The organism is Advenella mandrilli (assembly GCF_016595155.1).
Taxonomy (GTDB): Bacteria; Pseudomonadota; Gammaproteobacteria; order Burkholderiales; family Burkholderiaceae_B; genus Advenella; species Advenella mandrilli.
The window spans coordinates 247,879-271,671 of record NZ_JAENGP010000001.1 but is presented as its reverse complement, the minus strand read 5'-3'; the positions used below and the strand labels follow the sequence as shown (position 1 = coordinate 271,671).

The window sequence follows — 23,793 nt, the reverse complement described above, 5'->3', positions numbered from 1 at the left end:
ACGGACGATTAGCGGTTGCGCAGGTTATAGAATGCATCTACCCCGGGGTAATGAGCCACTTCAGCCAATTCTTCTTCAATGCGAAGCAGCTGGTTGTATTTAGCCATGCGATCAGAGCGTGACAGCGAACCGGTTTTGATTTGCATGGCGCTGGTGGCCACGGCAATATCGGCAATGGTTGAGTCTTCGGTTTCACCTGAACGATGTGAAATTACTGCGGTATAACCGGCACGTTTGGCCATTTCAATGGCGGCAAATGTTTCGGTTAACGTACCAATCTGGTTGATTTTGATCAGGATAGAGTTACCTACACCCTGGTCAATACCCTGTTTCAGGATTTTAGTGTTGGTAACGAACAGGTCATCACCCACTAACTGCACTTTTTTGCCCAGCAAATCGGTCAGGATTTTCCAGCCTTCCCAGTCATTTTCAGACATACCGTCTTCGATGGAAACGATAGGATATTTATCGCACCAGGAAGCCAGCAGATTGGCAAACTCTTGTGACGTTAAGGAAATACCGCCTTCGCCAGCCAAATGGTACTTGCCATCTTTGTAGAACTCGGAGCTGGCGCAGTCAAGGGCCAGGGCAATTTGTGTACCGGCTTCGTAGCCCGCGTCTTCAATGGCTTTCAGGATAAGCTGAATGGCGGCTTCGTGGTTGGCCACATTAGGTGCAAAACCACCTTCGTCACCCACTGCTGTTGACATGCCTTGATCATGAATAATCTTTTTAAGCGCATGAAAAACTTCTGCGCCCATACGCAGGGCTTCACGGAAGCTGCTGGCACCAATTGGCAGAATCATGAATTCTTGCAGATCAAGTGTATTGTTGGCATGAGCGCCACCGTTGATCACGTTCATCATGGGAACGGGCATGCTCATTGGGCCGCTACCGCCAAAGTAACGGTACAAAGACAGGCCGGATTCATCAGCCGCCGCACGGGCAACCGCCATACTGACAGCCAGCAAGGCATTGGCGCCCAGGCGTTCTTTGGACTCGGTGCCGTCAAGATCAATCAGGGTACGGTCAATAAAGGTTTGTTCCTGTGCATCCAGACCAATCAGGGCTTCAGAAATTTCTGTATTAACATTTTCAACGGCTTTTAAAACGCCTTTACCCAAATAACGTGATTTATCGCCGTCACGCAATTCAATGGCCTCACGCTCACCGGTTGATGCCCCAGAGGGAACCGCCGCACGCCCCATGGCGCCGGATTCCAATAAAACATCACATTCAACAGTCGGGTTTCCGCGAGAATCCAAAATTTCACGGCCGATAATATCTACAATAGCACTCATGGTTATGAATTTCCTGCCTGTTCAAGTATTACAAAGGTTTTTGTCATAGGCTAAATTGTACATGACAAAGACGGGCTTGTATTTTATCAAGCGTGGCAATCAACACATGAATTTCATCTTCAGGTAGACCAAGGGTTATTTTGGCCAGAAACACATCACGCCTGACCCAGGTTTCTGTCCTGAAGTTATGCCCTTTTCCGGTCAGCAATACATTGGTTACCCGGTTATCATTCTGGTCCATGGAACGCTTGACCCAACCTTCTGTTTCCATGGTTTTTACATGTCGCGTAAGGGTAGCCGCATCGATATCCAGCGAACTGACCAGTTGTTTTTGTGAAACAGGCTCATCCCCCAACGCCAGCAGAATTCGCCACCTTACCCCCGGGATACCCACTTCGGATTCAAACAGCCTGACCCAGGTCCGGTAAATACGCCCTACCCGCTGCATCATTTCAAGTTCCAAAGCCATTTATTTGCCCTCCTTTTTTCGGACTGTTTTTTTGCCTTTCAAATCTATCAAAGGTAATCGGTATACCCAAACAGCGGCTAACAAGGTTAAGGCAAACACAATCCAGAAGCCCGAATGGATGGATACCGTCAGGGTTTCACGGCCAATATCAATCCAGCTTTGAATATCACCCATCCCCATTTGCCGCGCCTGTTCCTGCAAAGCCAGCTGCTGGGGAGGATTCACCAAAAGCTGGGGGTCATATAAGTCCGGAAATGAGTCATTGGGTATATTGCCGCTTAATTGCCTTGTCATGCCGGTGGCATACAAATAATTAATCAGGGAGCCCACAATGGCAATTCCCAACATGCCACCAATCATCCTGATAGATTGAACCAGGGCAGTGGCAATACCCAGGTTCGACTTGCCCGCCACCTCCTGGGAAAAAATGGTTAAATTAGGCATAATCATGCCAAGCCCCACGCCGCCAAGCACCATATAAGCCATAAAAACATATGATGAACCGCCACGGTTGGAGAAAATCGTCCCCAGGACACAAATCAAAACCAGTATAAAACCGACATATAAAATATGGTTGGGACGGCTTAGCCGGGTAACAACCCGTCCGCTTATAATGCTGCCTACTGTTACGCACACCACCAAAGGCGTGATTAAGATACCTGCCTCATTAGGAGACAGCCCAAAGCCTCCTTGCAGGAAAAGCGGAATGTAAAACAACAGGCTGAACAGGGTAAAACCCAGCAACAACGACAATAAAAACAATACATTCAGGCTTTTCACACGAAAAAGCTCAAGGGGTATCAGCGCATAAGGACAATAAGATTCCCATTTAATCAAAATGACCGTAAACAACACAAACACCAGCCCCAGCATGGCCACTTCCCAACCCATGCCATGCCGCCCCAACATTTCAACAAACAATTGCAGGCTGCCCAATGCCAAGGTAATTAACACGGCTCCAATCCAGTCCAGCCGGATGGTTTGCTTATGCTCATAACGGATAAGCGGCAAGTATTGCCAAACAAACCAAAGCCCCAACAGGCTAATGGGCACATTGACGAAAAAAATAGATCGCCAACCATAATACTCGGTAAGAAAACCACCTAGCGAAGGGCCAATCACGCTGGCAATACCAAATGAAGAACTTAAGAAAACCTGCCATTTCAGCCTGACCGCCGCGACCGGAAACAAGTCAGGAATGCAGGCAAATGCCGTTCCCACCAGCATACCGCCGCCGATACCCTGCAAGGCGCGGGAAAGAATCAGGTACATCATGCTGTCAGCCATGCCACTAAGTATGGACGCAGTGGTAAAAATAATAATTGAGGCAATGACAAATGGCTTGCGACCGTAAAAATCACCCAGACGTCCAAAAATGGGTACAGTAATAACCGAAGCCAGCAAATAAGACGTTCCTACCCAGGCATACAAATCAAAACTGTTCAATTCTGCCGCAATGGTCGGCATGGCCGTACTAACAATAGACTGATCCAGCCCAACCAGAATGGTAACAAAACACAAGCCGATAATAGCCAGGAGTGACTGACGAAACGGCAACCGTCTTCCGGTGCCCGAATCTTCATCATCAACATTAATGGGTTGTGCAGACATGATAGTAACACTTCAAAAATTAATTGATCGTGAAACTATTTTAGTTGAAATTATTTTACTGTCAATTAAATAAGTAAAAATAAACCGTTGCGTTTCCAAGAGTCTCGTAAACGCAACGGAATATTCAAATACTTTTTATACCAGACTTAGAACCGATCTTCTATAAAACCCTGCTGCTTAACGATCGTATCAATATCGACCAGGGATTTTAACAAGGCTTCCATATGGTGCAATGGCACTGCATTAGGGCCGTCTGACAAGGCTTGTGCAGGGTCGGGATGGGTTTCCATGAACAGACCGGAAATACCTGCTGCAACGGCTGCACGCGCCAAGACGGGAACAAACTCGCGCTGCCCGCCAGATGACGTACCCTGCCCGCCCGGAAGCTGTACCGAATGCGTGGCATCAAAAACAACCGGGCAAGCGGTTTGCCGCATAATAGCCAGGGAACGCATGTCTGACACCAGATTATTGTAGCCAAACGAAACGCCCCGTTCGCAAACCATGATGTTGGAGCCATCCCCCCCAGCATTAATGGCCGCTTCGCGCGCCTTGTTAACCACCTGAATCATGTCAGCAGGGGCCAGAAATTGCCCCTTTTTAATATTAACCGGCTTAAGCGTGGCCGCACAGGCCTGGATGAAATCAGTTTGGCGGCACAAAAAAGCGGGGGTTTGCAACACATCTACAACCGCTGCCACCTCTTTGACCTGGGTCTCATCGTGAACATCGGTTAACACCGGTACTTTTAATGCATCACGCACATCAGCCAGGATTTGCAGGCCCTCTTCCATGCCGGGGCCCCGATAGGACTTACCCGAGCTACGATTGGCCTTGTCAAAAGAACTTTTATAAATAAAGGGTATCTGCAGACGGCTGGTGATTTCCTGAAGGGCACCTGCCGTATCGAAGGCCATTTGCCGGGACTCGATAACACAAGGCCCTGCAATCAGAAAAAACGGCTTGTCCAGGCCGACTTCAAATCCGCATAAGTTCATGTTTTATCCTTTGGGGTACGCTGGTACTGGATATCCAGTGCCGCCTTGATATAACTGACAAACAGGGGGTGTTCCGCACGGGGTGTAGAGGTGAACTCGGGGTGGAACTGCACGCCCATGAACCAGGGGTGAGATGGGATTTCCATGATTTCCGGCAAGTTCTCGGTTGGCGTACGGGCACTGATGACCATGCCTGCCTCTTCAAGACGGGGCACATACACATTATTCACTTCATAGCGATGACGGTGACGTTCGTTGACCTCGGGACCGTAAATATCATAAGCACGGGTACCTTCCTTGACGGGGCAGCGTTGTGACCCCTTGCGCATGGTACCACCCAGATCGGAATTTTCACTGCGTGTTTCAAGCTTGCCTTCGCGATCTTGCCATTCGGTAATAAGAGCCACTACCGGGTGAGCGGTGGAAGGATCAAGTTCGGTACTGTTAGCCCCGCCCAGTTGCGCCACATTGCGGGCAAATTCAATCACTGCCAGCTGCATACCCAGACAAATACCCAGATATGGAATGCCGTTTTCACGGGCATATTTAATAGCCTGGATCTTGCCTTCGGTACCCCGTTTGCCAAAACCACCCGGCACCAGAATCGCATCTAGCCCATCAAGGCAGGCAGGACCATTTTTCTCGATGTCTTCGGAATCGATATAGTTGATGACAACCTTCGTTTTGGTATAAATGCCCGCATGCGCCAAGGCTTCGGTCAGGGACTTGTAGGACTCGGTAAGATCAACATATTTACCCACCATACCAATCTGGATTTCATGTTCCGGGTGTTCAAGCAAGTTAACCAGGTTGTCCCATTTGGACAAATTGGCTGCAGGCGCGGTAATACCCAGCGCATCACAAACAATGGAGTCCAGTTTTTGCTTGTGCAGCATTGCCGGAATTTTATAAATGGAATCTTCATCCCATACAGAAATAACCGCATCTAATGGCACGTTGGAAAACAAGGATATTTTGGCACGCTCATCGTCGGGGATGGGACGATCGGCACGGCACAGCAAGGTATTGGGATAAATGCCGATTTCACGCAATTTTTGCACTGAATGCTGGGTAGGTTTGGTTTTAAGCTCGCCGGCAGAAGCAATGAATGGAACCAGTGTAAGATGCACAAAAGCGGCACCCTGACGCCCCAGGCGATGGCTCATTTGACGAGCAGCCTCGAGGAACGGCAAGGATTCAATATCGCCAACCGTACCGCCAATTTCAACAATGGCGACATCGGCGTTACCGTCGTAGGCTTTTTTGGCGCCACGAATAATGAAATCCTGGATTTCATTGGTAATGTGAGGAATGACCTGAACCGTTTTACCCAGATAATCTCCTCGGCGCTCTTTACGCAATACCGATTCGTAGATTTGTCCGGTGGTGAAGTTGTTGGATTTATGCATGCGAGCGGAAATGAAGCGCTCGTAGTGACCCAGGTCAAGGTCGGTTTCGGCACCATCTTCAGTAACAAAAACTTCGCCGTGCTGAAGCGGGCTCATGGTGCCTGGGTCTACGTTAATGTAGGGATCCAGTTTTAACATGGTCACACGCAAACCGCGTGATTCCAGAATGGCGGCTAAAGAAGCTGCTGCGATACCCTTACCTAAAGAAGAGACCACACCACCTGTAACGAATACATACTTAGTCATCGTAAAAAAGCCCTTGGACCGGGCTGTAGCATGAAATGGAAATTATAACTGAGCTGCACTTTTTTTTCTTCCCTTAAATTGACTTTCTACAAAACCGGTTCGGGCAAAACCGGTATTTTTCATCCGTTCATTTATTGTGCCCGATGAATTGTCTTGCTTTTTTATAGTGCTTTCATGCATTGCCCTTCTGTCAAACCACCCACATAATCAAACTTGACTGTTCAACTTTAAATGGCAAATAAAAGAATGCAGACAAAAAGAAAAATCATCGTCCTGACCATTGGCTTTATTATTGCTTTTTTTAGCGCAATTGGCCTGCTTTCGCTTTGGGCCAGTTCCCTGTATTAGGGAATGAAACCCCTGTTGACAAGGCAAACAGGGGCTTTTACCTAACCCCCTGTCATTGACCGCTCATGACAGCCTAAGCACGGAAAACCCCGCCACAGAAGGTGCCCTTCTGCCGTGCGAGGTTTTTAATGCATTATGTTGCTTTATTTATATAAGAGCCGTTTTTATGACGTTGCGGGCAATAAAAACGCCCTACCGGCCATAAAGGACATTATTCGGTTGTTTTACCATCGAAATGTTCTTCAACCTCATCGGCCTTGGTAGGCTGCAACACGCCATCACGGTGCTCTGGAGGACCATAAATTGTGTAAAGTTTCAAGGCAACCGTGCCGGTATTTACCACATTATGCACGGCACCGGCCGGCACAATAATGGCAAAATCATCCTCAACCTGATGCGTGGCGCCATCCAGGTACAAAGTACCTTTACCCTCTTCGATCCGCAAGAACTGGTCGTGGGTTTCGTGCACTTCCTGGCCGATTTCCTCTCCGGGCTGCAGGGTCATCAGTACCAATTGCAGATTTTTGCCCGTGTATAAAACCTTACGGTAATTTTCGTTTTCAACGGTCAGTTTTTCAATATTATCTACAAAGCCTTTCATTCATATCTCCAGTCAAGAGTTTACAGGACTACTGTTAAACGATTATAAGCATGGTTGCAGTTAATTTCTTTAATCAAACATACAGAAACATAAATTAAATCAAATCAACAAGACTTGAAATTGCAAACATGATACTCATATACTAAACAGGTTGTTACAGCGCTGTTCAAATTTATTATTTCCCTAACCAAAATGCTTCTTTATATCATAAAGAAACATTTAACCTGGAGTATGTAAATATCATGAGCAATCTGACACGTTACGAAGATTTAAATGATCTGTTTAACGGTTTTTTCCTGAAACCCGTTGGTTTTCCCAAAAATGCCCCCGCGCTTACCATCAAAACAGACATCTCGGAAAAAGAAGATGCCTTCCTGGTAAAAGCAGAACTGCCTGGTGTCAAGAAAGAAGATATTAAAGTCAAAATTGAAGGTGATACACTCAGCATTAGCGCTGAAGTCAAGCAGGAGTCTGAAAAGAAAGAAGGTGAACGCGTCCTGCACAGTGAACGCTACTATGGTTCGGTCAGCCGCAGCTTCCGTCTTGGCAATGAAATTGACCAAGCTGCGTCCACGGCAAAATACGAAGATGGTGTCCTGAACCTGGAGCTTAAAAAACTCGCCAACAAGCCTTCATCTCACCTGACGGTTGAATAAACCCGGGCAAATTTATGCCAAGCAATAAAAAAGGCTGCCAGTAAAGCAGCCTTTTTTATTGGGAGAAAACCTTGCAGAAAAAACCGCAAAAACAGGATCAGCCAGACCCCAGGCCAGTTCCTCCGGTACGTCCTGACAATGATGAATGCTGTCATAGTGGGTGCGACCCCTGCGTATTTGACCTTTACGAAGAGGAGATGGCGCGTTACCGGGAGGCGCTGAAAAAATGGCAAAAGCGCCAACCCAAACCCCGGCATTGATTTTGCCTAACGGCTTTCCAGAATGGCACCGCCCTCACCTTCCCAATTTTGCTCACTTTCATTAAGCGGTTTTTTTTGGGCGTATTTTTTAATACGGGCATGAACATCCGGATACTTTTCAAAAATGGCACGGGCCTGTTCAGAAAAATCATCGGTTTCATGAAGCCGCCTTACTTCAATCACATCGCCTTCCTGCAAGGGACATAGCAAGGCCCATTCCACCGCCTGGTCTATGGAATTTACTTTAAGCATCCAATAGACACCCAATGTTTCAGTCACCCCCTCATAAGGGGAATGCTGAATAATTTGCTTCCCGCCTTCGTATTTGATCCTGACCCCGGAAGCGGGCGGATGCAGGGCGTTCAATGACAGCAAAACCCCTGCCTTGAACAGCAGATCGTTATACTTCATCATGGACTCCAAAGCCACGTTATCAGATACGATCGACTTGCTCGCCGTGTCATAACCTTTGGGAATCATTAAAATAAGCACTCTCATGACAATACCTCCTAATAAAAGGGGTGATTACATTGATAGGTTTGCTTCAGTTTTAAATGTTATCCACTGTTATTGTTGAAATCCTTGTGAACAACTTTCAAATAAGATTGTACAGCTATTCCAAGCAATTGAAAAACAAGCGTATTTTTATTAACGCGCTATTTTTGACCAATACCCCGAATACCCTTTATACTTTATTGTTTATGCATTGCGGACACCCCCCTGTTTTAGCCTTTAGTTAAAAAAACAACCGCTGCCTGCCTGTAACCCGCCTACTGCAACACACTGAAAAAGAACATCACCTTCATCAAGGCAGCACCATAAAAACGGCCAAAAAACGCTGTTACAATAAACGGATAATCTTTGCACAATTGCAATACCCAAATAAAACAAAACCAAACTGAAGGAAGCGCCATGAACAATGAAATCACCCCCACCCCCTCTCCGGCTACCGACCCTAAAACCTATTCCATAATTATTTATATTTTGATGGCACTGGGCCTGTTTACCGGTGTTTTTGGTTTGGTGGCCATTATCATGGCCTATGTTAAAAAAGACGAGTTCAAAGGCACGGTTTATTATGACCATATGCTTTACCTGATCAAAACCTTCTGGGTAGGCCTGGTGGCAGGCATTATCGGCTTTATCCTAATGATTATTCTTATTGGCTGGATTGTTATCATTGCCGCCTACATCTGGTTTATATACCGCATTACTGTTGGCTTTATCAATCTTCTTGATGGCAAACCGGTTTCCACTACCTCATGGTTTTAAGCCAATAAAAAAAGGACTGAATCCGGCCATTGCCAAGATTCAGTCCCTTGTTGTCGCATCACGCTAAAAACTACAACTCTTTTCTGGCCGAAGCCCTTGCATGGGCTCCACCACCTGCCGTAACACTGGCATCATGATCGCCCGAATGAAGCAGGCCAAGCACAACCTGCCAGCCAACTGAGAAGGCCCCCACAATAAACACCACATCTCCAAAAGTACGGACCCATCGCAAGGTTTCCAAAAAACCCTGCTGAAGGAAGGTATCACTACGTGCATACCACATACCCACCCCCACACTGGCCTCAAACTGGAACAGGCCGACCGGCAGCAGGCTGGTGAAAATCATTAATACCAACCCCGCATTCAGCCACCAAAACCCGGTGCCCATCAATTTATCGCTAAACACCAGGCCCGGTTTAATGTAACGCAGCACCAGCAGCACAAAACCAATGGCCAGGAATCCATAAACACCAAACAGGGCCGCGTGCGCGTGCACTGCTGTCGTGTTCAGGCCTTGCAGGTAGAACAAGGCAATCGGTGTATTAATCATGAAACCAAAAATACCAGCACCCACCATATTCCAGAATGCAACGGCCACAAAACACATCAATGGCCATTTCACTTTTTCCATCCATGGTGCCCGTGCTTTCAGGCTCCAGTGTTCCCATGCCTCATAGCCAAGCAGAATCAAGGGGACGACTTCTAATGCACTAAACGCGGCACCAATCGCCATAATGGGTGTTGTGGTACCCGAGAAATACAGGTGGTGAAAAGTGCCCGGCACGCCCCCCACCATAAACAGGGATGCCGCCGCCAGACTGGCCGTGGTTGCCATACGCTTGGAAACCAGCCCCATGCTGGAAAACACAAAGGCTAAAGCGGTAGTAGCGAACACCTCAAAAATACCCTCTACCCACAGATGCACCACCCACCAGCGCCAGTATTCCATAATAGTAATATTGGTACGCTCGCCATAAAACAGGCCAGTACCATAAAACAGGCCAATCGCAATGGTAGACATGCACAGCAGGGCCAGCAGGTTTTTATCACCGCCCTGCTTCATGGCAGGAATAAAGGCCCTGAGCATTAGCCCCAGCCAGAAAACAATACCAATAAACAAAGCCAGCTGCCAAACCCGGCCAAGGTCCAGATACTCATAGCCCTGGTGACCCAGCCAGAAATTCAGGTGCTCTGGCATAACCTGTTTGATGGCCAGGAAATTACCTATCAACGTGCCTACTACCACCACTATCAAGGCCACAAACAATATATTCACCCCCAGTTTTTGATACGGAGGATCTTTCCCACCGTTAACCAATGGCCCCAGAAACAGGCCAACACTTAAGAATGCCGTGGCAATCCAGAAAATGGCCAGTTGCAAGTGCCAGGTGCGGGTTAATGAATAGGGAAACCACTGTGAAACGTCAATACCATAAAAATGCTGCCCCTCGATGGTATAGTGCGCGGTAAATCCGCCCAGCAGAACCTGCGCGGCAAACAAGGCAACCACGACAAACAAATATTTGCCCAAGGCCTTTTGTGACGGGGTTAGCCCCACCAGCAAAAGCGGGTCATTAACAGGCGCCTGTGGTTCGGGTTCATGGCGGCGTAAAAACGCCCAGCCCATCACCAGAAAACCGGTCCCGGCAATCAGGATAATCACACAGGCCAAAGACCACAGTACATTTTCGGTTGTCGGCTGGTTATCAATCAAAGGCTCGGGTGGCCAGTTATTGGTATACGTTGCCACACTGCCCGGCCTTTCGGTAGAGGCAGCCCAGGATGTCCAGAAAAAGAATTTGGTTAACGCCTGCCTGCGTGCATCATTAGGCAAGGTATTTTCTTTCATGGCGTAGTTGTCGCGCATTTGCCGTAGTGCAGGATCATCCCCATACAGCCTGAAATAATGGTCTGCCGTTTGTTCAATGGCCTGTGCACGCTGCTCGGAGACGGTCATCACACCGGTTTCGGCATTCAGGGTATTGGCCCTGAATTCTTTTTTGGCCGCATAATTCAGGCTTGCCTGGCTATCAAAATCCAACTCATCATAAGACTTGCCGTACTTGTCTAGCGCAGCCAGATCCAGCCAGGCCAGCAATTCCCGGTGCAACCAATCTGCCGTCCAGTCTGGTGCCTGGTAGGCACCATGCCCCCAAATGGAACCAATCTGCATTCCACCGGTACTTTGCCAGGCCGTTTGACCATTCAACACATCGTCTTTGGTCATGACAACCTTACCCGAAGGCGTTACCACCTGATTGGGAATAGGGGGTACATGCTTGTAGACCTCTACACCAGCCAAGCCCAGGATTGCAAATGTTATCGTCAGAACGGCGATTAATGTCCACCATAATGCCTTGTACTCTCTCATGATACTTCCTCCCTCATGCCTACTTGTGAAACCGTGTTTTCACTAACAAACAACTTTGGTACCGAAAATAAACCAATGAAATCACCATTACGTGGTAGAGCCGATTATTGTTTTTTAATACTTATATATTTTTATTATTTACTTGAATAAAAGCGATGGCGCAAAATGCGTCAATCTGTACGTGGCACCCCATATTCGCATTGAACTCCATAGATACGATAAGCGTCAAGCAACATCTGAATTAGCGTTACATTTATTACCGAATTATTAAAATGCTTTCCTTTTGCAAACAGTCAGTCACGCGGTACATAAAGACTTGAAAAACTGGCGGGGCTTTGTGCTACTTCGTAGCGCTGCGTCCAAATTTCGGACACCGAATCATCCATCACCGGGAACTGTCTGGCCAGGCCTGAAACCGCAACATCCTGACCGGCAGTATTCCAGGAAACCACCAACACAAAAGGCGGCTGATCTTTAGTGTACGGCATGTCATCCATGCCATCAGATGACATGCTAGCCCAAAGTTCTTCGATGACCCGAGCCGGCCTGGCAACATCTCCATCACTTTTTCCGGCATAAGCCGGCGGTGCCAGCGGGGCTTGCTGAACCGGCATCCAATCCATGTTAGGGCCTACCGGATCAACCAGGCCAAGACAAGGCTCACCCAGACAATCAGCAGCCTGCGCCTGGGCATCAGGGATCTCTTTGCGGCTGGCATGCAAAAGACCTGCCCTGGTACCCATGACCGGCGCCATGACAAATCGCCAACTAACATTCGGCCCAACACCAAACTCCGCAGGCGCAGCCACCTGTGCTTCGGGCACAAATGCCAACAGCTCGTTGCGACGTGCCGGCCCCACGTTATAGCGTGTGACTTCCACATAGTCCTGCCGTGCCTCCGGAACCTCAGAAGAAGCATTCATGCTGTAAGCAACCCGATAGCGGGCATGCGGCAAGCTGGCTTCTTTAGCATCAAACAGCAATATTGCGCGAGTAATGGGATCCAGGTCCGCATCTGGCAAACTTATCGACGCGCGCCCATTTGGCGCTCCAGGAAAATTTCTTTTTGAATAATAATGATCACCGGTTAAGCTATCGGGATCAACAATGACATAATCCTGAGCCTGGACAAATTCCCGGGCGTTAACGTCAAGCGCTGCCAATGCCTGCTGGTAAACCTGACTGGCTGCCGTTGGCCCTGCTAGCAAGAACAGGCCTGTCACCCCAAGTATCAGACGTGTACTCATGACTGGCTACCTCCGGTTTCTACAGAAACATCCCGGGCCTCAGGCGTACCTGAAGTCCAACGGGCTGCCCTGTCTTTCAACTGGCCGAACTTGCTGGACACCCCTTCCAGACGGGATGTCCAGGTGGGGTCCGGGCTTTGGCCCTCAATGGCTTTAAAATAAGACTGCAACAGGCATGCAATGGCAAAAGGCTCAATGACTGCAGCCTTAATCGACCAGGCAAACAGCAGGGCAAATACAACACTACCTGCCGACCAGGTGCCGGGCATGAAATAAACCAAGGCGGCAGCCGGTGCCAGCAACACCAGAAACACCAGTAGCGACAGCCCGTACATCAGCACGGTAAGCCAAGCCGCATTCCTGAGCATTCCCGGTGCATTCTGTGCGTACAAAACCAGGGCCGTTTGTGCCGACGTCCAGGGATTGCCACTTTCCGTTTTGATGGCATAGGCAAGTATGATTTCATCAATTAAACCCACCGACACCCGAAGAAAGACGCGCACCACCCCCATCACCTGTTGCATGCCCGGGATGGGAAGAATACTGCCCAGCCCTTGCAACAAGCCTGTAATGGCAGTAATGACACCCTTGACAAGCTGGTCTATCACGAACAGCACATTGGCTTGAGCGTAACGGCTTTTCACCACCGAGCCGGCGTACTCAATTTGCGACTTGCCACCCGGTATGGGCTTGCTGTCAAGCAACTGCACCATTGCCGCGATATGGGCAGCCTTAACCATGTACAGAATGTATTCCCTAAGAAAATACATAATTCCCGCCGTTACGCCAAAACCAATGGCTCCTCCCCAGAACGCGGCCGTTGCCTGAAAACCCTCGTCACCCAGCCCGCCAATTCCCCAACCAATGCCCGATCCTATGCCCGTTATCAGGATATACGCCAGCGTAATGCCAAAATACACCGCACAGCGCAATAAAATGAAGGGCATGGTTTGCATCATTAATGTCAAGGATCGCCCAATACTGAAATCCCACATATACTTTCTCCTTAACCTGTTTTTATCAATTGGCCCTGCCAACTAAATCACCATCACGCAGTGTATCTAAAGTTCACTGGAAAGAAACCGTATTAACAGACGGGATGCCCCGGCTCACTCTTGGGCAACACTCGCCGGCAGGGTCAATAACAAAGCAATCAGGTCTGCCTGACGGTTGGTATTTGTTTTCTGAAAAATATTGCGTTTATGAAAAGCCACCGTGGTTAGGGAAATATCGAAAGCTTCAGCAATTTGATCAGGCCGCAACCCCTGGGCGAAGGCCCAGGCAATCCGCGCCTCGGTCGGGGTTAACTTGAACAGGACGTCAAGCGCCTTGACCGGCACCGGTTCATTATTACCGCCTGCGCTAATAAATAATGCCGCTGCACAAGCATCGTCTTCGCTGCCCACACCGTCAAGCGCACAAACGGTCACCAGCAAATCACGCTGGCCATTCAAACGGGGAAAAGACAGGAACTCGGTATATTCCCGTCCATTCAAACCGGCATCAACGGCCGCCCGAATCACAGAAAATAAACCGTCAAAACCCTGTACTCCTTCAGCACTGAATACTCCCCGGGCGACAGAATCGGCACAATCAAACATCAAGCGCTGCGCTGAAATATTGGCAAACTGGGTCCGGCCTTCACGATCAAGAAGAACCACACCTGCCGTTATCAAATTAAACATGCGTGCCAGGCGATGAAAAACCTGGCCATCAAGCTGCTGCCCGGCACCAGCCAGTTCTGCCATCCAGCCCGAATCACCGGACAGCTTGTTGCGCACACGCTGAACCTGCCGAAGGCGTGCCGCAATCGTCGCCAGCATCAAATCAAAATTCACGGGTTTAACCAGATAATCATCGGCACCGGCATATTTGCCTTGCGTAATCTGATCCGAACCATCCTGGGCACTCAGGAAGACAAAAGGGACATCCGCCAAATCGGTCATGGTTTCCCGAATCACGCGTAACAGCGCGTAGCCATCCATCACGGGCATGGCAATATCACACAGGATCAAGTCGGGACGACAGTCTTTAAGTCGCTGCAAGGCATCCTGACCATGCACCGCTTGCACAACCCTATAGCCGGCACCCACAAGTTCATCGGATAATATCTCACGCAAATCCGGTTCATCTTCCACCCACAGAATCGTTGCTTGCGTGCCACCGGTGGCAGTCTCTCTCATGACCCGTTCTCCTTGTCAGACATTCGTTCACTTCGTACCATGTTAACCACCTGCTCACCTTCATGGTTGCCCAGAAAACATAAGATAAAGATCGATCCTTCCCCTGGCTCGGAACTGGCATAAACTTTACCCTGTTGCAACGATGCCAACTCGCTCGCAATATGAAGCCCAATGCCTGTCCCAACGACATCTGTCGCCGTCCGGGCCCTGAAATAACGCTTGAAAACATGCGGCAGGTCATCCTTCGAGATGCCTCGTCCATAATCGCGCACCGCACAGCATACCCACCCTGCTTCACGATAAACGCGTACCGACACTGGCATGGGATCATTGGAGTATTTGATGGCATTGGACAGCAGGTTACCAATAATCTGGATGGTTAATACCGGATCGCAGGCGACTGTCGACGCACCGCCGGTTTCATCCAGAAACTGTATTTCCCGAGCTGACGCAAGCAGTTTTTGCTCGGCCACTGCCTGTTGTGCCAGATGAGCCAGATTGCATGATCTTATGGTTACTTCAAGCTGCTCCATGAAACGATCGGCCTGCAAAATATTTTCAATCAGGTAAGTAAGCCGCTGCACCGCTTCCCTGGCCTTGGCTGCCCGCCGTTTGACCTCGTCGGTGTCCATCCGGTTACCGGCACGAATCAATCTTTGCATGGTGGCATCAATAATCGCCAGGGGCGTACGGAACTGATGTGAGACCATAGACCCAAAACTGCGATACAACTCACTGATTTTACGTTCGTTTTCAAGCTGCTTGCGCAACTCAATCTCGCGCTGCCTGCTACGTTCATTATCCCTGGTTTTTTTCAGTGCCAGCAGCAACTGTATGGATATGAATGCGCTACCGCCCCAGATGCCAATCATCAGAAAAAAAATGGCCAATACCGCATTGCGGTAAGTATCAATCCGGGCCCCGGCCTCTTCCCACTGGGCCACCATGGCCATATTTGAAGCATTAAACAATAAGGCATTGAGTTCATTCAATGCACTACGCAAGTGCTCATAATCCGTCTGCCCTGCCCGGGCAGTACCGATCCGGTTGCCCAGACGCAGGACTGTTTCTGCCTGCCCGGCAATCATGTCCGCCATGCCTATCGCTTGCAACGCCCTTTTCTGCGGGCCATCATTAAGCACACTAATACGGCTTAAAAACATCTGATAGCGATGCGTAATATCATGGGCGGATTCCGGGTCCACAAGACGATGTTGAACCGCATCAGCCAGCATCAGGCTTTCGATATGAGTCTGGTATATGACCCATACCATGTTGTCATTCACATTATTGCGAATAGCCCGCTGAATGTCGGCCAGACGAAACAGCGTAACGGTCAACAAAACCGTCAAGACAACAATCGCCAGTATCGGAAGCACATAACCCAGCACTCTGGAGCGCACAAAGCCCATGCCGTCACCAGATCATTTCACGGTCAGGCGATGCAACTGCCAAACCCATCGATAGTCATAGCGAATATCTTGCAATTGCCGCCAATCATCACGCGGGTAAACAATCCAGAACGGCCCTTTGCCAGAGGAAAGCAAGCGTTCCCCATCCATATGGGTTGCCAGTAAAACGTCATACTCATGAAAGTCAATCATGGGGATGTCGACACTATAGTTGTTAAGTGCCAGGGCGGTTACCACCTTGCCTTCCGCCTGCAACAGACTCAATAAATCGCGCACTAGAAAACCGTCAAACTGCCTGACGCCATCAGTCACCGCGGTTGTTGTCCTCAAGCGATGGCTTGGCAAGCCCTGGAGAATCCCGATATCCAGATGTGCCTGACCCAAAACATTTGCACGATTAATCGCCCCATCCACCACCAGAAGCACCTCTTGGAATGGCAGAGGCAGGCTGGCCGATTTCATGTTGACCGTATCAGAAGCCCGGACTTGCTGCATGAGGCCTGATACGATGATAAGCGGCAACCAGACCGATATTGGAACCCATTGCCGAATCTGTCCCCTAGTACCTTGCATACTTCCCCCTGGACCTGAAAATGCCTCTGGGCCTATACCTGCCCATCTATTATGATTATTATTTTAAACAGGGCTCTGCGATAAGAGCCCTGCCGTTATTGCCTGCACTATATCAAGATTCAATTAAAGAAACAAATGGCAAGAGTCGCTTACGGGTTTGGCTTGACTTCTACCTGCGTACTGGTCAAAACCTCTTTGGTATCACGCATCATATACCTGACCTGGTAAACACCTGGAATTGCCGGAGCATGTACCGACAAGGGACTACCCTGGCTGACACGTGTTGCGGCAAGCGGTGCAGTGTCGGGTGTGGCATCCATGGGTACGACCTCGATGAAATCCTGCCGGTTTCCCGGGCCGCTCCAGGTGACTTCAATAACAGAACCGGCTGCCACGGAAGCGGGTGCAGTAATACTGCCAGCCGTTTCTGCCAGGGTAACCGGCAAACTGGCCAATACCCGTTTTGAGCTGTCCAGCACATAACGCAATTCATACTCACCCACCTCGGCCGGCATTTTGAGCACAAGCGGTGAACCTGAAGAGGTGCGTGCATAATCAAGGTATTTATTGGCGGGGGCGCCTTTAGGAACAACGGTCACGTAGTCTGACTTATTATCCGGCCCTGTCCATGCCACAGTTACTTTGCCGCCCGGCACAGCAGTATTCATCAGTTCCAGTCGCGCCAAAACCGGCGTGATGGTTAGGGGTTGCGATGCCAGCACACGTTTGGAACTGTTCAAAACATAACGGATTTCATAGTTCCCCAAACCATCAGGCACCAAAAGGCTGACGGGGTTTCGGGCGCTCGTGCGGGCGTAATGATTGTATTCTTTATCGGGCGCGCCAGCCTCAACCACTGTGATGTAATCACCCGGGCTATCGGGCCCCGTCCATTGCACCTCTATGGTTCCTCCTGCCCCAATACTTTCAGGGCCAGAAACCGTCGCCTCTACAGACATCAATTCAATCGTTTGCCTGGCCAGCACCTTGCGGTCTTTATTCTGAACATAACGTATTTCATGCGCCCCCAAGGCATCGGGTGCCTGTAACCGTAAAACCTCTCCGCTGGCAGTACGTTGATATACGCCATATTCTGAATCCTTGGCATCGGGCGTGACAATGGTAATGTAATCACCTGAATCGTTCGGTCCACTCCAGGTAACCTCAATAACCGTTCCGGCCCTGGCCACTTCGGGTCCCGAGACAGTTGCCGATGGCAAGCTTGGTGTTGGCAATGGTGCTGGTGGTGCAACGTTGGCAACCGGTGCGGTGTGCACCGCCGCAAGCGCGGCGTTCATTGCCTTGCTTAAATGTGCCGCATTACTGGCTTCAAAGTATTGTCCACCTGTATTGTGCGCCAGACAGGCAACCTGTTCTCCTTGCTGCCTGGTCAGGCCGAATCCCACCACGTGCGTCGTGAAATCAACCCCGCTTTGCTTAAGTTCGGTTCCCAGGGCACAAGGATCGGCCTGACAGGTTTCTTCGCCATCGGTAATCAAGATCACGGTTGCCTTGTCTTCGGTATAGCGTAAAGCATTTGCCGCCTGCTGAACCGCCGCAGACAACGGGGTTTTGCCAAGAAATTTCATATTTTGCACGGCTTGCAATACCGCCGTTTTATTGGCCTGGCCGGGCGGCACCAGCATTTCAATATCGGTGCAGCTGCCTTTTTCGCGATGGCCGTAGGCCATTAAACCCAGCTCCATCGTATCAGGGACGGTTTCAAGCATGTTGCGTAAAGCCTGCTGGGCAATCTCATGCTTGGGTTTGCCATCTATTTGTCCCCACATTGAACCCGAGCCATCAAACACGATGATGGCCCGTTCATTGGCTAGCGTATAAGCACTCGCTGTCAGCATCATTAACAGGGCTACCGGTTTACATATTTTCAACACAAAAACGCTCCAGACAACAGGGTTGATCAGGAGAATGTGCAGGCAAGATAAGCCTGTGAACTGCCACATTCGTTCAACTCAATATTGGCGCTATTCTAATAGTACGCCTGTAATCTGTCACCGTTCGTTTGAATGGGTCTGGCAATAGGCTCACAGCAAGGCATTTCCACGCGGGAGCATGGGAACGAAGATACACGAGAAGAGCTTGAGAGCGAGGAGCACGAGAAGCGCCTGAAAGCGGAGGAAACCACCTTGGGAAATCACTGCCACCCCGTTCAAACGAACGGTGTGTAATTTGCCACTTGACATTAGTATGCGGTAAGTGCAATGTCCGCACATTTCCATCTCTTGATTTAATTTTTTTACAGCAGAGCATCAATGAATTTTTACAACAGAACATCAATGAATATAATCAAACAAATTTCCGCTGCGCTGGTTTTATACTTGGGATTTGCTTATATTGCCCAAGCCAAACCGCTAACGGCCCAGCAGGTTGAACAGTTTATCGTCAGCATGCCTGAACTCACCGCGATAGGTGAAAAACACAATAAAAACAAACACCACAACATCGACCCGTCACAACCTTTAGGCTCAAGCCTGAAACAGATGGATCGACAGGGCCCCGAATATGCCGACCTTACCCAGCTCGCCTCGCGTCACGGTTTTTCCAGTGTAGAGCAATGGGCTGATATTGGCGATCGCACGATAAAGGCCTACTTGATCGCAACAAGCGGCTTGTCCAGGGACGCAGTAGAAGCCGGATACCAACAGGGCATTACCAACATCAACAAAGACCCCGCCCTTAACGCAGCCCAAAAGGAAGCCATTTTGACGCGTATGGCAAAAAGCCATCAGCGCAACATGGATGCCCGACAAGCTTCAGAACAAGATCTACCCGCTGTACGGCCACACATGACCGTGCTTGATAGCCTGTTCGACTAACCCGTCGGTTAAAAGCAAAGCCCCCATTCCAGCATATTTCCATCAACCCAATCCCAGTCTGGCCGCCAGCCCGGTACGCCGGACAATAAATTTCTCCAGCTCAGCCAGCAGGAACAGTAACAACCCGGCAGCCAGCACCTTGCCCCATTCCAGCAGTGACAGGCTGGCAGAATTGAAGATCGTTTGCATGATTGGCAAATAGGTATAGGCCAGTTGCAAAGGGATGCAGGCGGCAACCGCCAACAGGATATAGCGGTTGCCAGTCAGGCCCTCGCGGCTTAACACCGATTTAAGAATAAAGCGGCTGTTGAACAGGTAGAATACTTCACAAACCACCACAATATTAACCGCCATGGTCCGGGCCACCTCAAGGCTGGTGCCCGCATTCAATTCCCACAAAAACACCCCCAGCGCACCAATCATAATAATGACCGACACCATTAAGACACGCCAGATAAAAAAGCCCGAGAGCAAGGCTTCGCCGGGCGGACGGGGCCGCCGGTCCATAATGCCCCGCTCGGCCGGCTCAAACGCCAATGCCAGGCCCAGCGTACCCGATGTGGCCATATTAATCCACAACACCTGGGCCGGTGTTAATGGCAGGGTCAATTCAAACAGGATGGCGGCAATCACCACCAGGACTTCCCCACCGTTGGTGGGAAGCATGAAAAGAATGAATTTTTTCAGGTTATCGTAAACAGCCCGACCTTCACGCACAGCACTGGCAATGGTGGCAAAGTTGTCATCGGCCAGCACCATATCCGACGCCTCTTTGGCGGCTTCGGTGCCTTTCATGCCCATGGCTACACCAACATCGGCACACTTCAGGGCCGGGGCATCATTAACCCCGTCTCCGGTCATGGCCACCACCTGCCCACTTTCTTGCAAGGCCTGCACCAGACGCAGCTTGTGTTCGGGTGCTGCCCTGGCAAAAACATCCACCTCCATGGCCACATTACGCAAGGTCTCGTCATCCATCACTGCCACTTCCGCACCGGTCAGGGCAGGCTTGCCAACGCCAATATTCAGCTTTTCACCAATGGCTCGGGCAGTTTCCACATGATCACCGGTAATCATTTTGACGCGAATACCGGCACGATGGCACTCACGTACAGCCTGTACCGCCTCTTCACGGGGCGGATCCATAATGCCCAGTAATGCGATCATGACAAAATCCGACTCCATATCGTTATGGTCAAGTAAATCACTTTTTGGTGCAGACCGCTTGCATGCCAGTGCCAGCAGGCGCAAGCCCTGGGCTGCCATATCGTTGGACATGCGCCGCCAGTAATCAACATCCAGTTCCTGTTCACCATTACTACCCAGCTGCGTGCGGCACATATCCAGGATACGTTCCGGTGCGCCCTTGACAAAAATCCAGGGTTCTTGCTGGCTGTCACAGTGGTAAGTGGCCATGAAGCGGTGCTGGGATTCAAAGGGAATGGCATCAATCCGGGGCCAGGCATTCTCATTGGGCTCATTCAGGGTAAGGCCCGCTTTTGCCCCCAGTACCAGCAAGGCACCTTCAGTGGGATCGCCCTCTACCCACCACCTGCCCTCTTCATTCAACAAACGGGCATCATTACACAACACACCAGCACGAATGGCCAGAGCCAGTTCGGGGTATTCGGCAGCCGTAATACAGCGCCCGTCAATGCATAATTCACCGCTTGGTTCATAACCCACGCCCTCTACATTGACTCTGTGCTCGGCACATATAATGCGCTGCACAGTCATTTCGTTACGGGTTAAGGTACCAGTCTTGTCAGAACAAATAACGGTTACCGAACCCAGGGCCTCGACGGCCGGCAACAGGCGAACAATCGCGTTGCGCCTGGCCATACGGCGCACGCCCAATGCCAGGGTGACGGTCATAATGGCTGGCAAGCCTTCAGGTATGGCAGAAGCGGTTAACGCCACAACCATCATGAACATGTCCTGGGGACTGTGCCCGCGCCATAACGTGCCCAGAACAAAAGTCAGTGCCGACAAACCCAGAATAAAGAAGGCCAGTTGACGGGCGAAATAATCCACCTTGCGTAGCAGGGGTGTTGCCAGGTTACGAATTTCTGACAGCATCTGGTTGATTTTACCCAGCTCTGTTTGGGCGCCGGTTGCCACCACCACCCCTACCGCCTTGCCATAAATAACCAGCGTGCCCGAATAAGCCATGCCATAACGGTCACCCAAAGGCGTATCGGGCTCGGCAGTTTCTGTATTTTTTTCTACCGGCAGGGATTCGCCAGTCAGGGCAGCCTCTTCAATACGCAGGTCTCGTACATTAATCAGACGTAAGTCAGCAGGCACCCGGTCTCCCGAGACAAGAGCCACCATGTCGCCGGGCACCAGATCGCCAGCGTCAATGTCATGGTGCTGGCCGTCCCGGATGACCGTAGCGTGTGGGGAGAGCATATCGCGGATGGCATCCAGTGCCGATTCCGCCTTGCCTTCCTGGATAAAACCAATAATGGCATTAAGCACCACCGCCATCATCAGCACGCCAGTATCTATCCAGTAACCAAGCGAAGCCGTGATAACCGCAGCACCCATCATGACATACAGCAGAAGGTTATGAAACTGCAGCAGAAAGCGTAGCAGCGGCCCGCGTTTTTTGGGCGGTGCCAAACGGTTGAAACCATATTTCGTTAAGCGCTGCCGGGCCTCTTCTTGTGCCAGGCCGCCTCTGCCAGTTTGCAACATTTGCTCTACCTGGCCGGGTGTTAAGGTATGCCAGTCTGTGGGGGACAACTGTTGGGGTAAGTCTGTGTTTACACGGTCTGTCATTAATGAAGCCTTGTCTGATCGTAGCAACTTAAGGAAGAGTTAGTTACGAATTGAACGAAAATATAAGCAGATTTTACATGGCCGTGATGACACCGTCCAGCCGGGACTTTTGAGTTTTAAGCATTACTGAGAACAGTGAAAGCATATTCCAGACAAAAAAATCCGGCACACCAGGCATGCAATGCATGAACGCCCTGTGTGCCGGATTCCTGTTTAAGCCGAATAACCATCGCCAACACTCACCATTGTCCAATGGCAAGAAAACTTCAATGCCAACTAGAACGGTGTCTGGCTGTTAACACTGTCTAACGGTTCCAGTGCTGAAAAATCCGATCGTGTGGCAATATACTCAGGCCGTGGTGCCAAGCCATACCTGGGCTGCTCAAGCGTATTTTCAACACTGTTATACACCATGAATACGTTTGACCTTGGCCAGGGAGATATATTGCTGCTTGATCCATGCATGGTATTGCAGTCAAAAAACACCACCGAACCGGCCTTGGCTTGCATGGTCTTAATACCGCCCTGCTCTACCAGCAAGCTTAAGGTAAGTGGATCTGGCACCCCATATTGCTGTTTTTTAAGCGACTGTTTGTAATGCTCACCCGGTGTTTCACCAACACATGAAATAAATTGCATCTGTGAGCCCGGCACCAGCATTAGCGGACCATTGCATTCATTATTATCAGTCAGCAACACAGAACAGCTTAACGCACGCATTGTCGGCATGCCGTCTTCCACGTGCCAGGTTTCAAAGTCTGAATGCCAATAAAACTCCTTGCCGGTAAATCCCGGTTTAAGGTTGGCCCGGGATTGGTGGATGTATACTTCCGAACCCAGGATTTGCCTTGCCACATGAATAAGTCGCGGGTCACGGGCAAGGCGGCTAATAGACGCATTCAAGGCATGTACCTTGAAAATGGAACGCACGGCATCACTGCCCGGCTCTGTAATGGCCTCATCCATGCCGGCAATAGATTCATCCTTGCTCATGCGGACAACCTCTTTGAGCAAAGCCGCAACCTCTTCCGGTGTAAAGACATTTTCAATTAACAGAAAGCCATCGCGCTGGTAAGCGTTCAGTTGCCCTGCCGAAAGCGCATTTGCGTAATTGCCGTCATTCCATACCACGGGCTCATTTCTGGCCATAATAGCTGCCGTGCTACTGGTACGTGAAGCATAAAGATCAGTCATAGATGTGGTTATCATTGCATC

20 protein-coding genes are annotated in these 23,793 nt (G+C 49.9%); 4 read left to right on the top strand and 16 right to left on the bottom strand.

What is annotated here, in order from left to right; all coding sequences use genetic code 11:
• Positions 1-8 precede the first annotated feature (8 nt).
• The 6 genes from eno to JHL22_RS01230 form a co-directional block, all read right to left on the bottom strand.
• A complete protein-coding gene (gene eno, locus JHL22_RS01255; RefSeq protein ID WP_200232941.1) occupies positions 9-1,301 on the bottom strand; it encodes a phosphopyruvate hydratase in 1,293 nt (430 codons plus the stop codon).
• A gap of 43 nt (positions 1,302-1,344) precedes the next feature.
• A complete protein-coding gene (locus tag JHL22_RS01250; RefSeq protein ID WP_200232939.1) occupies positions 1,345-1,770 on the bottom strand; it encodes a MarR family winged helix-turn-helix transcriptional regulator in 426 nt (141 codons plus the stop codon).
• Positions 1,771-3,381, bottom strand: coding sequence for an MDR family MFS transporter (locus tag JHL22_RS01245; RefSeq protein WP_200232938.1), 1,611 nt, complete (start codon positions 3,379-3,381; stop codon positions 1,771-1,773). It lies immediately after the preceding gene.
• A 146-nt stretch (positions 3,382-3,527) separates the two neighbouring features.
• The gene (gene kdsA, locus JHL22_RS01240; protein WP_200232937.1) at positions 3,528-4,379 is read right to left on the bottom strand and encodes a 3-deoxy-8-phosphooctulonate synthase; all 852 of its coding nucleotides are present in this window, start codon (positions 4,377-4,379) and stop codon (positions 3,528-3,530) included.
• Positions 4,376-6,034 (bottom strand): CTP synthase, encoded by a 1,659-nt coding sequence (gene pyrG, locus JHL22_RS01235; protein WP_200232936.1) that lies wholly within the window; start codon positions 6,032-6,034, stop codon positions 4,376-4,378. Before pyrG ends, kdsA begins: the two co-directional genes overlap by 4 nt.
• 559 nt (positions 6,035-6,593) lie before the next feature.
• Complete coding sequence (locus tag JHL22_RS01230) at positions 6,594-6,983, bottom strand: cupin domain-containing protein (protein WP_169295088.1); 390 nt, start codon at positions 6,981-6,983, stop codon at positions 6,594-6,596.
• A 242-nt stretch (positions 6,984-7,225) separates the two neighbouring features.
• Between JHL22_RS01230 and JHL22_RS01225 the strand changes: the two genes are divergently transcribed.
• Together JHL22_RS01225 and JHL22_RS01220 are read left to right on the top strand one after the other, a co-directional pair.
• Positions 7,226-7,639: an Hsp20/alpha crystallin family protein gene (locus JHL22_RS01225; RefSeq protein ID WP_200232934.1), complete on the top strand. Its 414-nt coding sequence runs from the start codon at positions 7,226-7,228 to the stop codon at positions 7,637-7,639.
• 71 nt (positions 7,640-7,710) lie between these two features.
• The gene (locus JHL22_RS01220; protein WP_200232932.1) at positions 7,711-7,899 is read left to right on the top strand and encodes an oxidoreductase-like domain-containing protein; all 189 of its coding nucleotides are present in this window, start codon (positions 7,711-7,713) and stop codon (positions 7,897-7,899) included.
• Positions 7,900-7,905: 6 nt separating this feature from the next.
• Here the strand turns inward: JHL22_RS01220 and JHL22_RS01215 are convergent, their stop codons facing one another.
• Positions 7,906-8,397, bottom strand: coding sequence for a YciI family protein (locus tag JHL22_RS01215; RefSeq protein WP_200232930.1), 492 nt, complete (start codon positions 8,395-8,397; stop codon positions 7,906-7,908).
• Positions 8,398-8,811: 414 nt separating this feature from the next.
• Here JHL22_RS01215 and JHL22_RS01210 point away from each other — a divergent pair, with 414 nt between their 5' ends.
• Complete coding sequence (locus JHL22_RS01210) at positions 8,812-9,171, top strand: DUF4870 family protein (RefSeq protein WP_200232928.1); 360 nt, start codon at positions 8,812-8,814, stop codon at positions 9,169-9,171.
• A 70-nt stretch (positions 9,172-9,241) separates the two neighbouring features.
• Here the strand turns inward: JHL22_RS01210 and JHL22_RS01205 are convergent, their stop codons facing one another.
• The 7 genes from JHL22_RS01205 to JHL22_RS01175 all read right to left on the bottom strand — a co-directional run bounded on the left by JHL22_RS01205 (position 9,242) and on the right by JHL22_RS01175 (position 18,921).
• Positions 9,242-11,542 carry a nitric-oxide reductase large subunit gene (locus JHL22_RS01205; protein ID WP_200232926.1) on the bottom strand — a complete coding sequence of 767 codons (2,301 nt, stop codon included), beginning with the start codon at positions 11,540-11,542 and terminating at the stop codon, positions 9,242-9,244.
• Between the two features lie 293 nt (positions 11,543-11,835).
• Positions 11,836-12,789 (bottom strand): hypothetical protein, encoded by a 954-nt coding sequence (locus JHL22_RS01200; protein WP_200232924.1) that lies wholly within the window; start codon positions 12,787-12,789, stop codon positions 11,836-11,838.
• Positions 12,786-13,784, bottom strand: a complete 999-nt coding sequence (locus tag JHL22_RS01195; protein ID WP_200232922.1) for a hypothetical protein — start codon at positions 13,782-13,784, stop codon at positions 12,786-12,788. Before JHL22_RS01195 ends, JHL22_RS01200 begins: the two co-directional genes overlap by 4 nt.
• Positions 13,785-13,898: 114 nt before the next feature.
• Entirely contained in the window at positions 13,899-14,972 is a 1,074-nt protein-coding gene (locus tag JHL22_RS01190) for a response regulator (RefSeq protein WP_200232921.1), read from the bottom strand.
• Positions 14,969-16,384 (bottom strand): sensor histidine kinase, encoded by a 1,416-nt coding sequence (locus JHL22_RS01185; protein WP_200232920.1) that lies wholly within the window; start codon positions 16,382-16,384, stop codon positions 14,969-14,971. Before JHL22_RS01185 ends, JHL22_RS01190 begins: the two co-directional genes overlap by 4 nt.
• A 12-nt stretch (positions 16,385-16,396) precedes the next feature.
• On the bottom strand, positions 16,397-16,957 hold the full coding sequence (locus tag JHL22_RS01180; protein ID WP_200232918.1) for a putative pterin-binding protein: 561 nt from the start codon (positions 16,955-16,957) through the stop codon (positions 16,397-16,399).
• A gap of 149 nt (positions 16,958-17,106) precedes the next feature.
• Positions 17,107-18,921 (bottom strand): VWA domain-containing protein, encoded by a 1,815-nt coding sequence (locus JHL22_RS01175; RefSeq protein WP_234041031.1) that lies wholly within the window; start codon positions 18,919-18,921, stop codon positions 17,107-17,109.
• A 333-nt stretch (positions 18,922-19,254) separates the two neighbouring features.
• On the opposite strand from JHL22_RS01175, the gene JHL22_RS01170 reads away from it, so the two are divergent.
• The gene (locus JHL22_RS01170; protein WP_200232914.1) at positions 19,255-19,794 is read left to right on the top strand and encodes a hypothetical protein; all 540 of its coding nucleotides are present in this window, start codon (positions 19,255-19,257) and stop codon (positions 19,792-19,794) included.
• A 42-nt stretch (positions 19,795-19,836) separates the two neighbouring features.
• On the opposite strand, the gene JHL22_RS01165 is transcribed toward JHL22_RS01170, so the two are convergent.
• Both JHL22_RS01165 and thpD read right to left on the bottom strand, forming a co-directional pair.
• Complete coding sequence (locus JHL22_RS01165; protein WP_200232911.1) at positions 19,837-22,578, bottom strand: cation-transporting P-type ATPase; 2,742 nt, start codon at positions 22,576-22,578, stop codon at positions 19,837-19,839.
• Between the two features lie 276 nt (positions 22,579-22,854).
• Positions 22,855-23,787: an ectoine hydroxylase gene (gene thpD, locus JHL22_RS01160; RefSeq protein ID WP_200232910.1), complete on the bottom strand. Its 933-nt coding sequence runs from the start codon at positions 23,785-23,787 to the stop codon at positions 22,855-22,857.
• Between the last annotated feature and the right edge of the window lie 6 nt (positions 23,788-23,793).

Bases quoted from the DNA above. Each gene is read 5' to 3' on its own strand.
- eno (WP_200232941.1), bottom strand. From the start codon at position 1,301: ATGAGTGCTATTGTAGATATTATCGGCCGTGAAATTTTGGATTCTCGC.
- thpD (WP_200232910.1), bottom strand. From the start codon at position 23,787: ATGATAACCACATCTATGACTGATCTTTATGCTTCACGTACCAGTAGC.
- JHL22_RS01180 (WP_200232918.1), bottom strand. From the start codon at position 16,957: ATGCAAGGTACTAGGGGACAGATTCGGCAATGGGTTCCAATATCGGTC.
- pyrG (WP_200232936.1), bottom strand. From the start codon at position 6,034: ATGACTAAGTATGTATTCGTTACAGGTGGTGTGGTCTCTTCTTTAGGT.
- JHL22_RS01215 (WP_200232930.1), bottom strand. From the start codon at position 8,397: ATGAGAGTGCTTATTTTAATGATTCCCAAAGGTTATGACACGGCGAGC.
- JHL22_RS01165 (WP_200232911.1), bottom strand. From the start codon at position 22,578: ATGACAGACCGTGTAAACACAGACTTACCCCAACAGTTGTCCCCCACA.
- JHL22_RS01185 (WP_200232920.1), bottom strand. From the start codon at position 16,384: ATGGGCTTTGTGCGCTCCAGAGTGCTGGGTTATGTGCTTCCGATACTG.
- JHL22_RS01205 (WP_200232926.1), bottom strand. From the start codon at position 11,542: ATGAGAGAGTACAAGGCATTATGGTGGACATTAATCGCCGTTCTGACG.
- JHL22_RS01250 (WP_200232939.1), bottom strand. From the start codon at position 1,770: ATGGCTTTGGAACTTGAAATGATGCAGCGGGTAGGGCGTATTTACCGG.
- JHL22_RS01175 (WP_234041031.1), bottom strand. From the start codon at position 18,921: ATGTGGCAGTTCACAGGCTTATCTTGCCTGCACATTCTCCTGATCAAC.
- JHL22_RS01225 (WP_200232934.1), top strand. From the start codon at position 7,226: ATGAGCAATCTGACACGTTACGAAGATTTAAATGATCTGTTTAACGGT.
- JHL22_RS01245 (WP_200232938.1), bottom strand. From the start codon at position 3,381: ATGTCTGCACAACCCATTAATGTTGATGATGAAGATTCGGGCACCGGA.
- JHL22_RS01190 (WP_200232921.1), bottom strand. From the start codon at position 14,972: ATGAGAGAGACTGCCACCGGTGGCACGCAAGCAACGATTCTGTGGGTG.
- JHL22_RS01210 (WP_200232928.1), top strand. From the start codon at position 8,812: ATGAACAATGAAATCACCCCCACCCCCTCTCCGGCTACCGACCCTAAA.
- JHL22_RS01170 (WP_200232914.1), top strand. From the start codon at position 19,255: ATGAATATAATCAAACAAATTTCCGCTGCGCTGGTTTTATACTTGGGA.
- JHL22_RS01200 (WP_200232924.1), bottom strand. From the start codon at position 12,789: ATGAGTACACGTCTGATACTTGGGGTGACAGGCCTGTTCTTGCTAGCA.
- JHL22_RS01195 (WP_200232922.1), bottom strand. From the start codon at position 13,784: ATGTGGGATTTCAGTATTGGGCGATCCTTGACATTAATGATGCAAACC.
- JHL22_RS01230 (WP_169295088.1), bottom strand. From the start codon at position 6,983: ATGAAAGGCTTTGTAGATAATATTGAAAAACTGACCGTTGAAAACGAA.
- kdsA (WP_200232937.1), bottom strand. From the start codon at position 4,379: ATGAACTTATGCGGATTTGAAGTCGGCCTGGACAAGCCGTTTTTTCTG.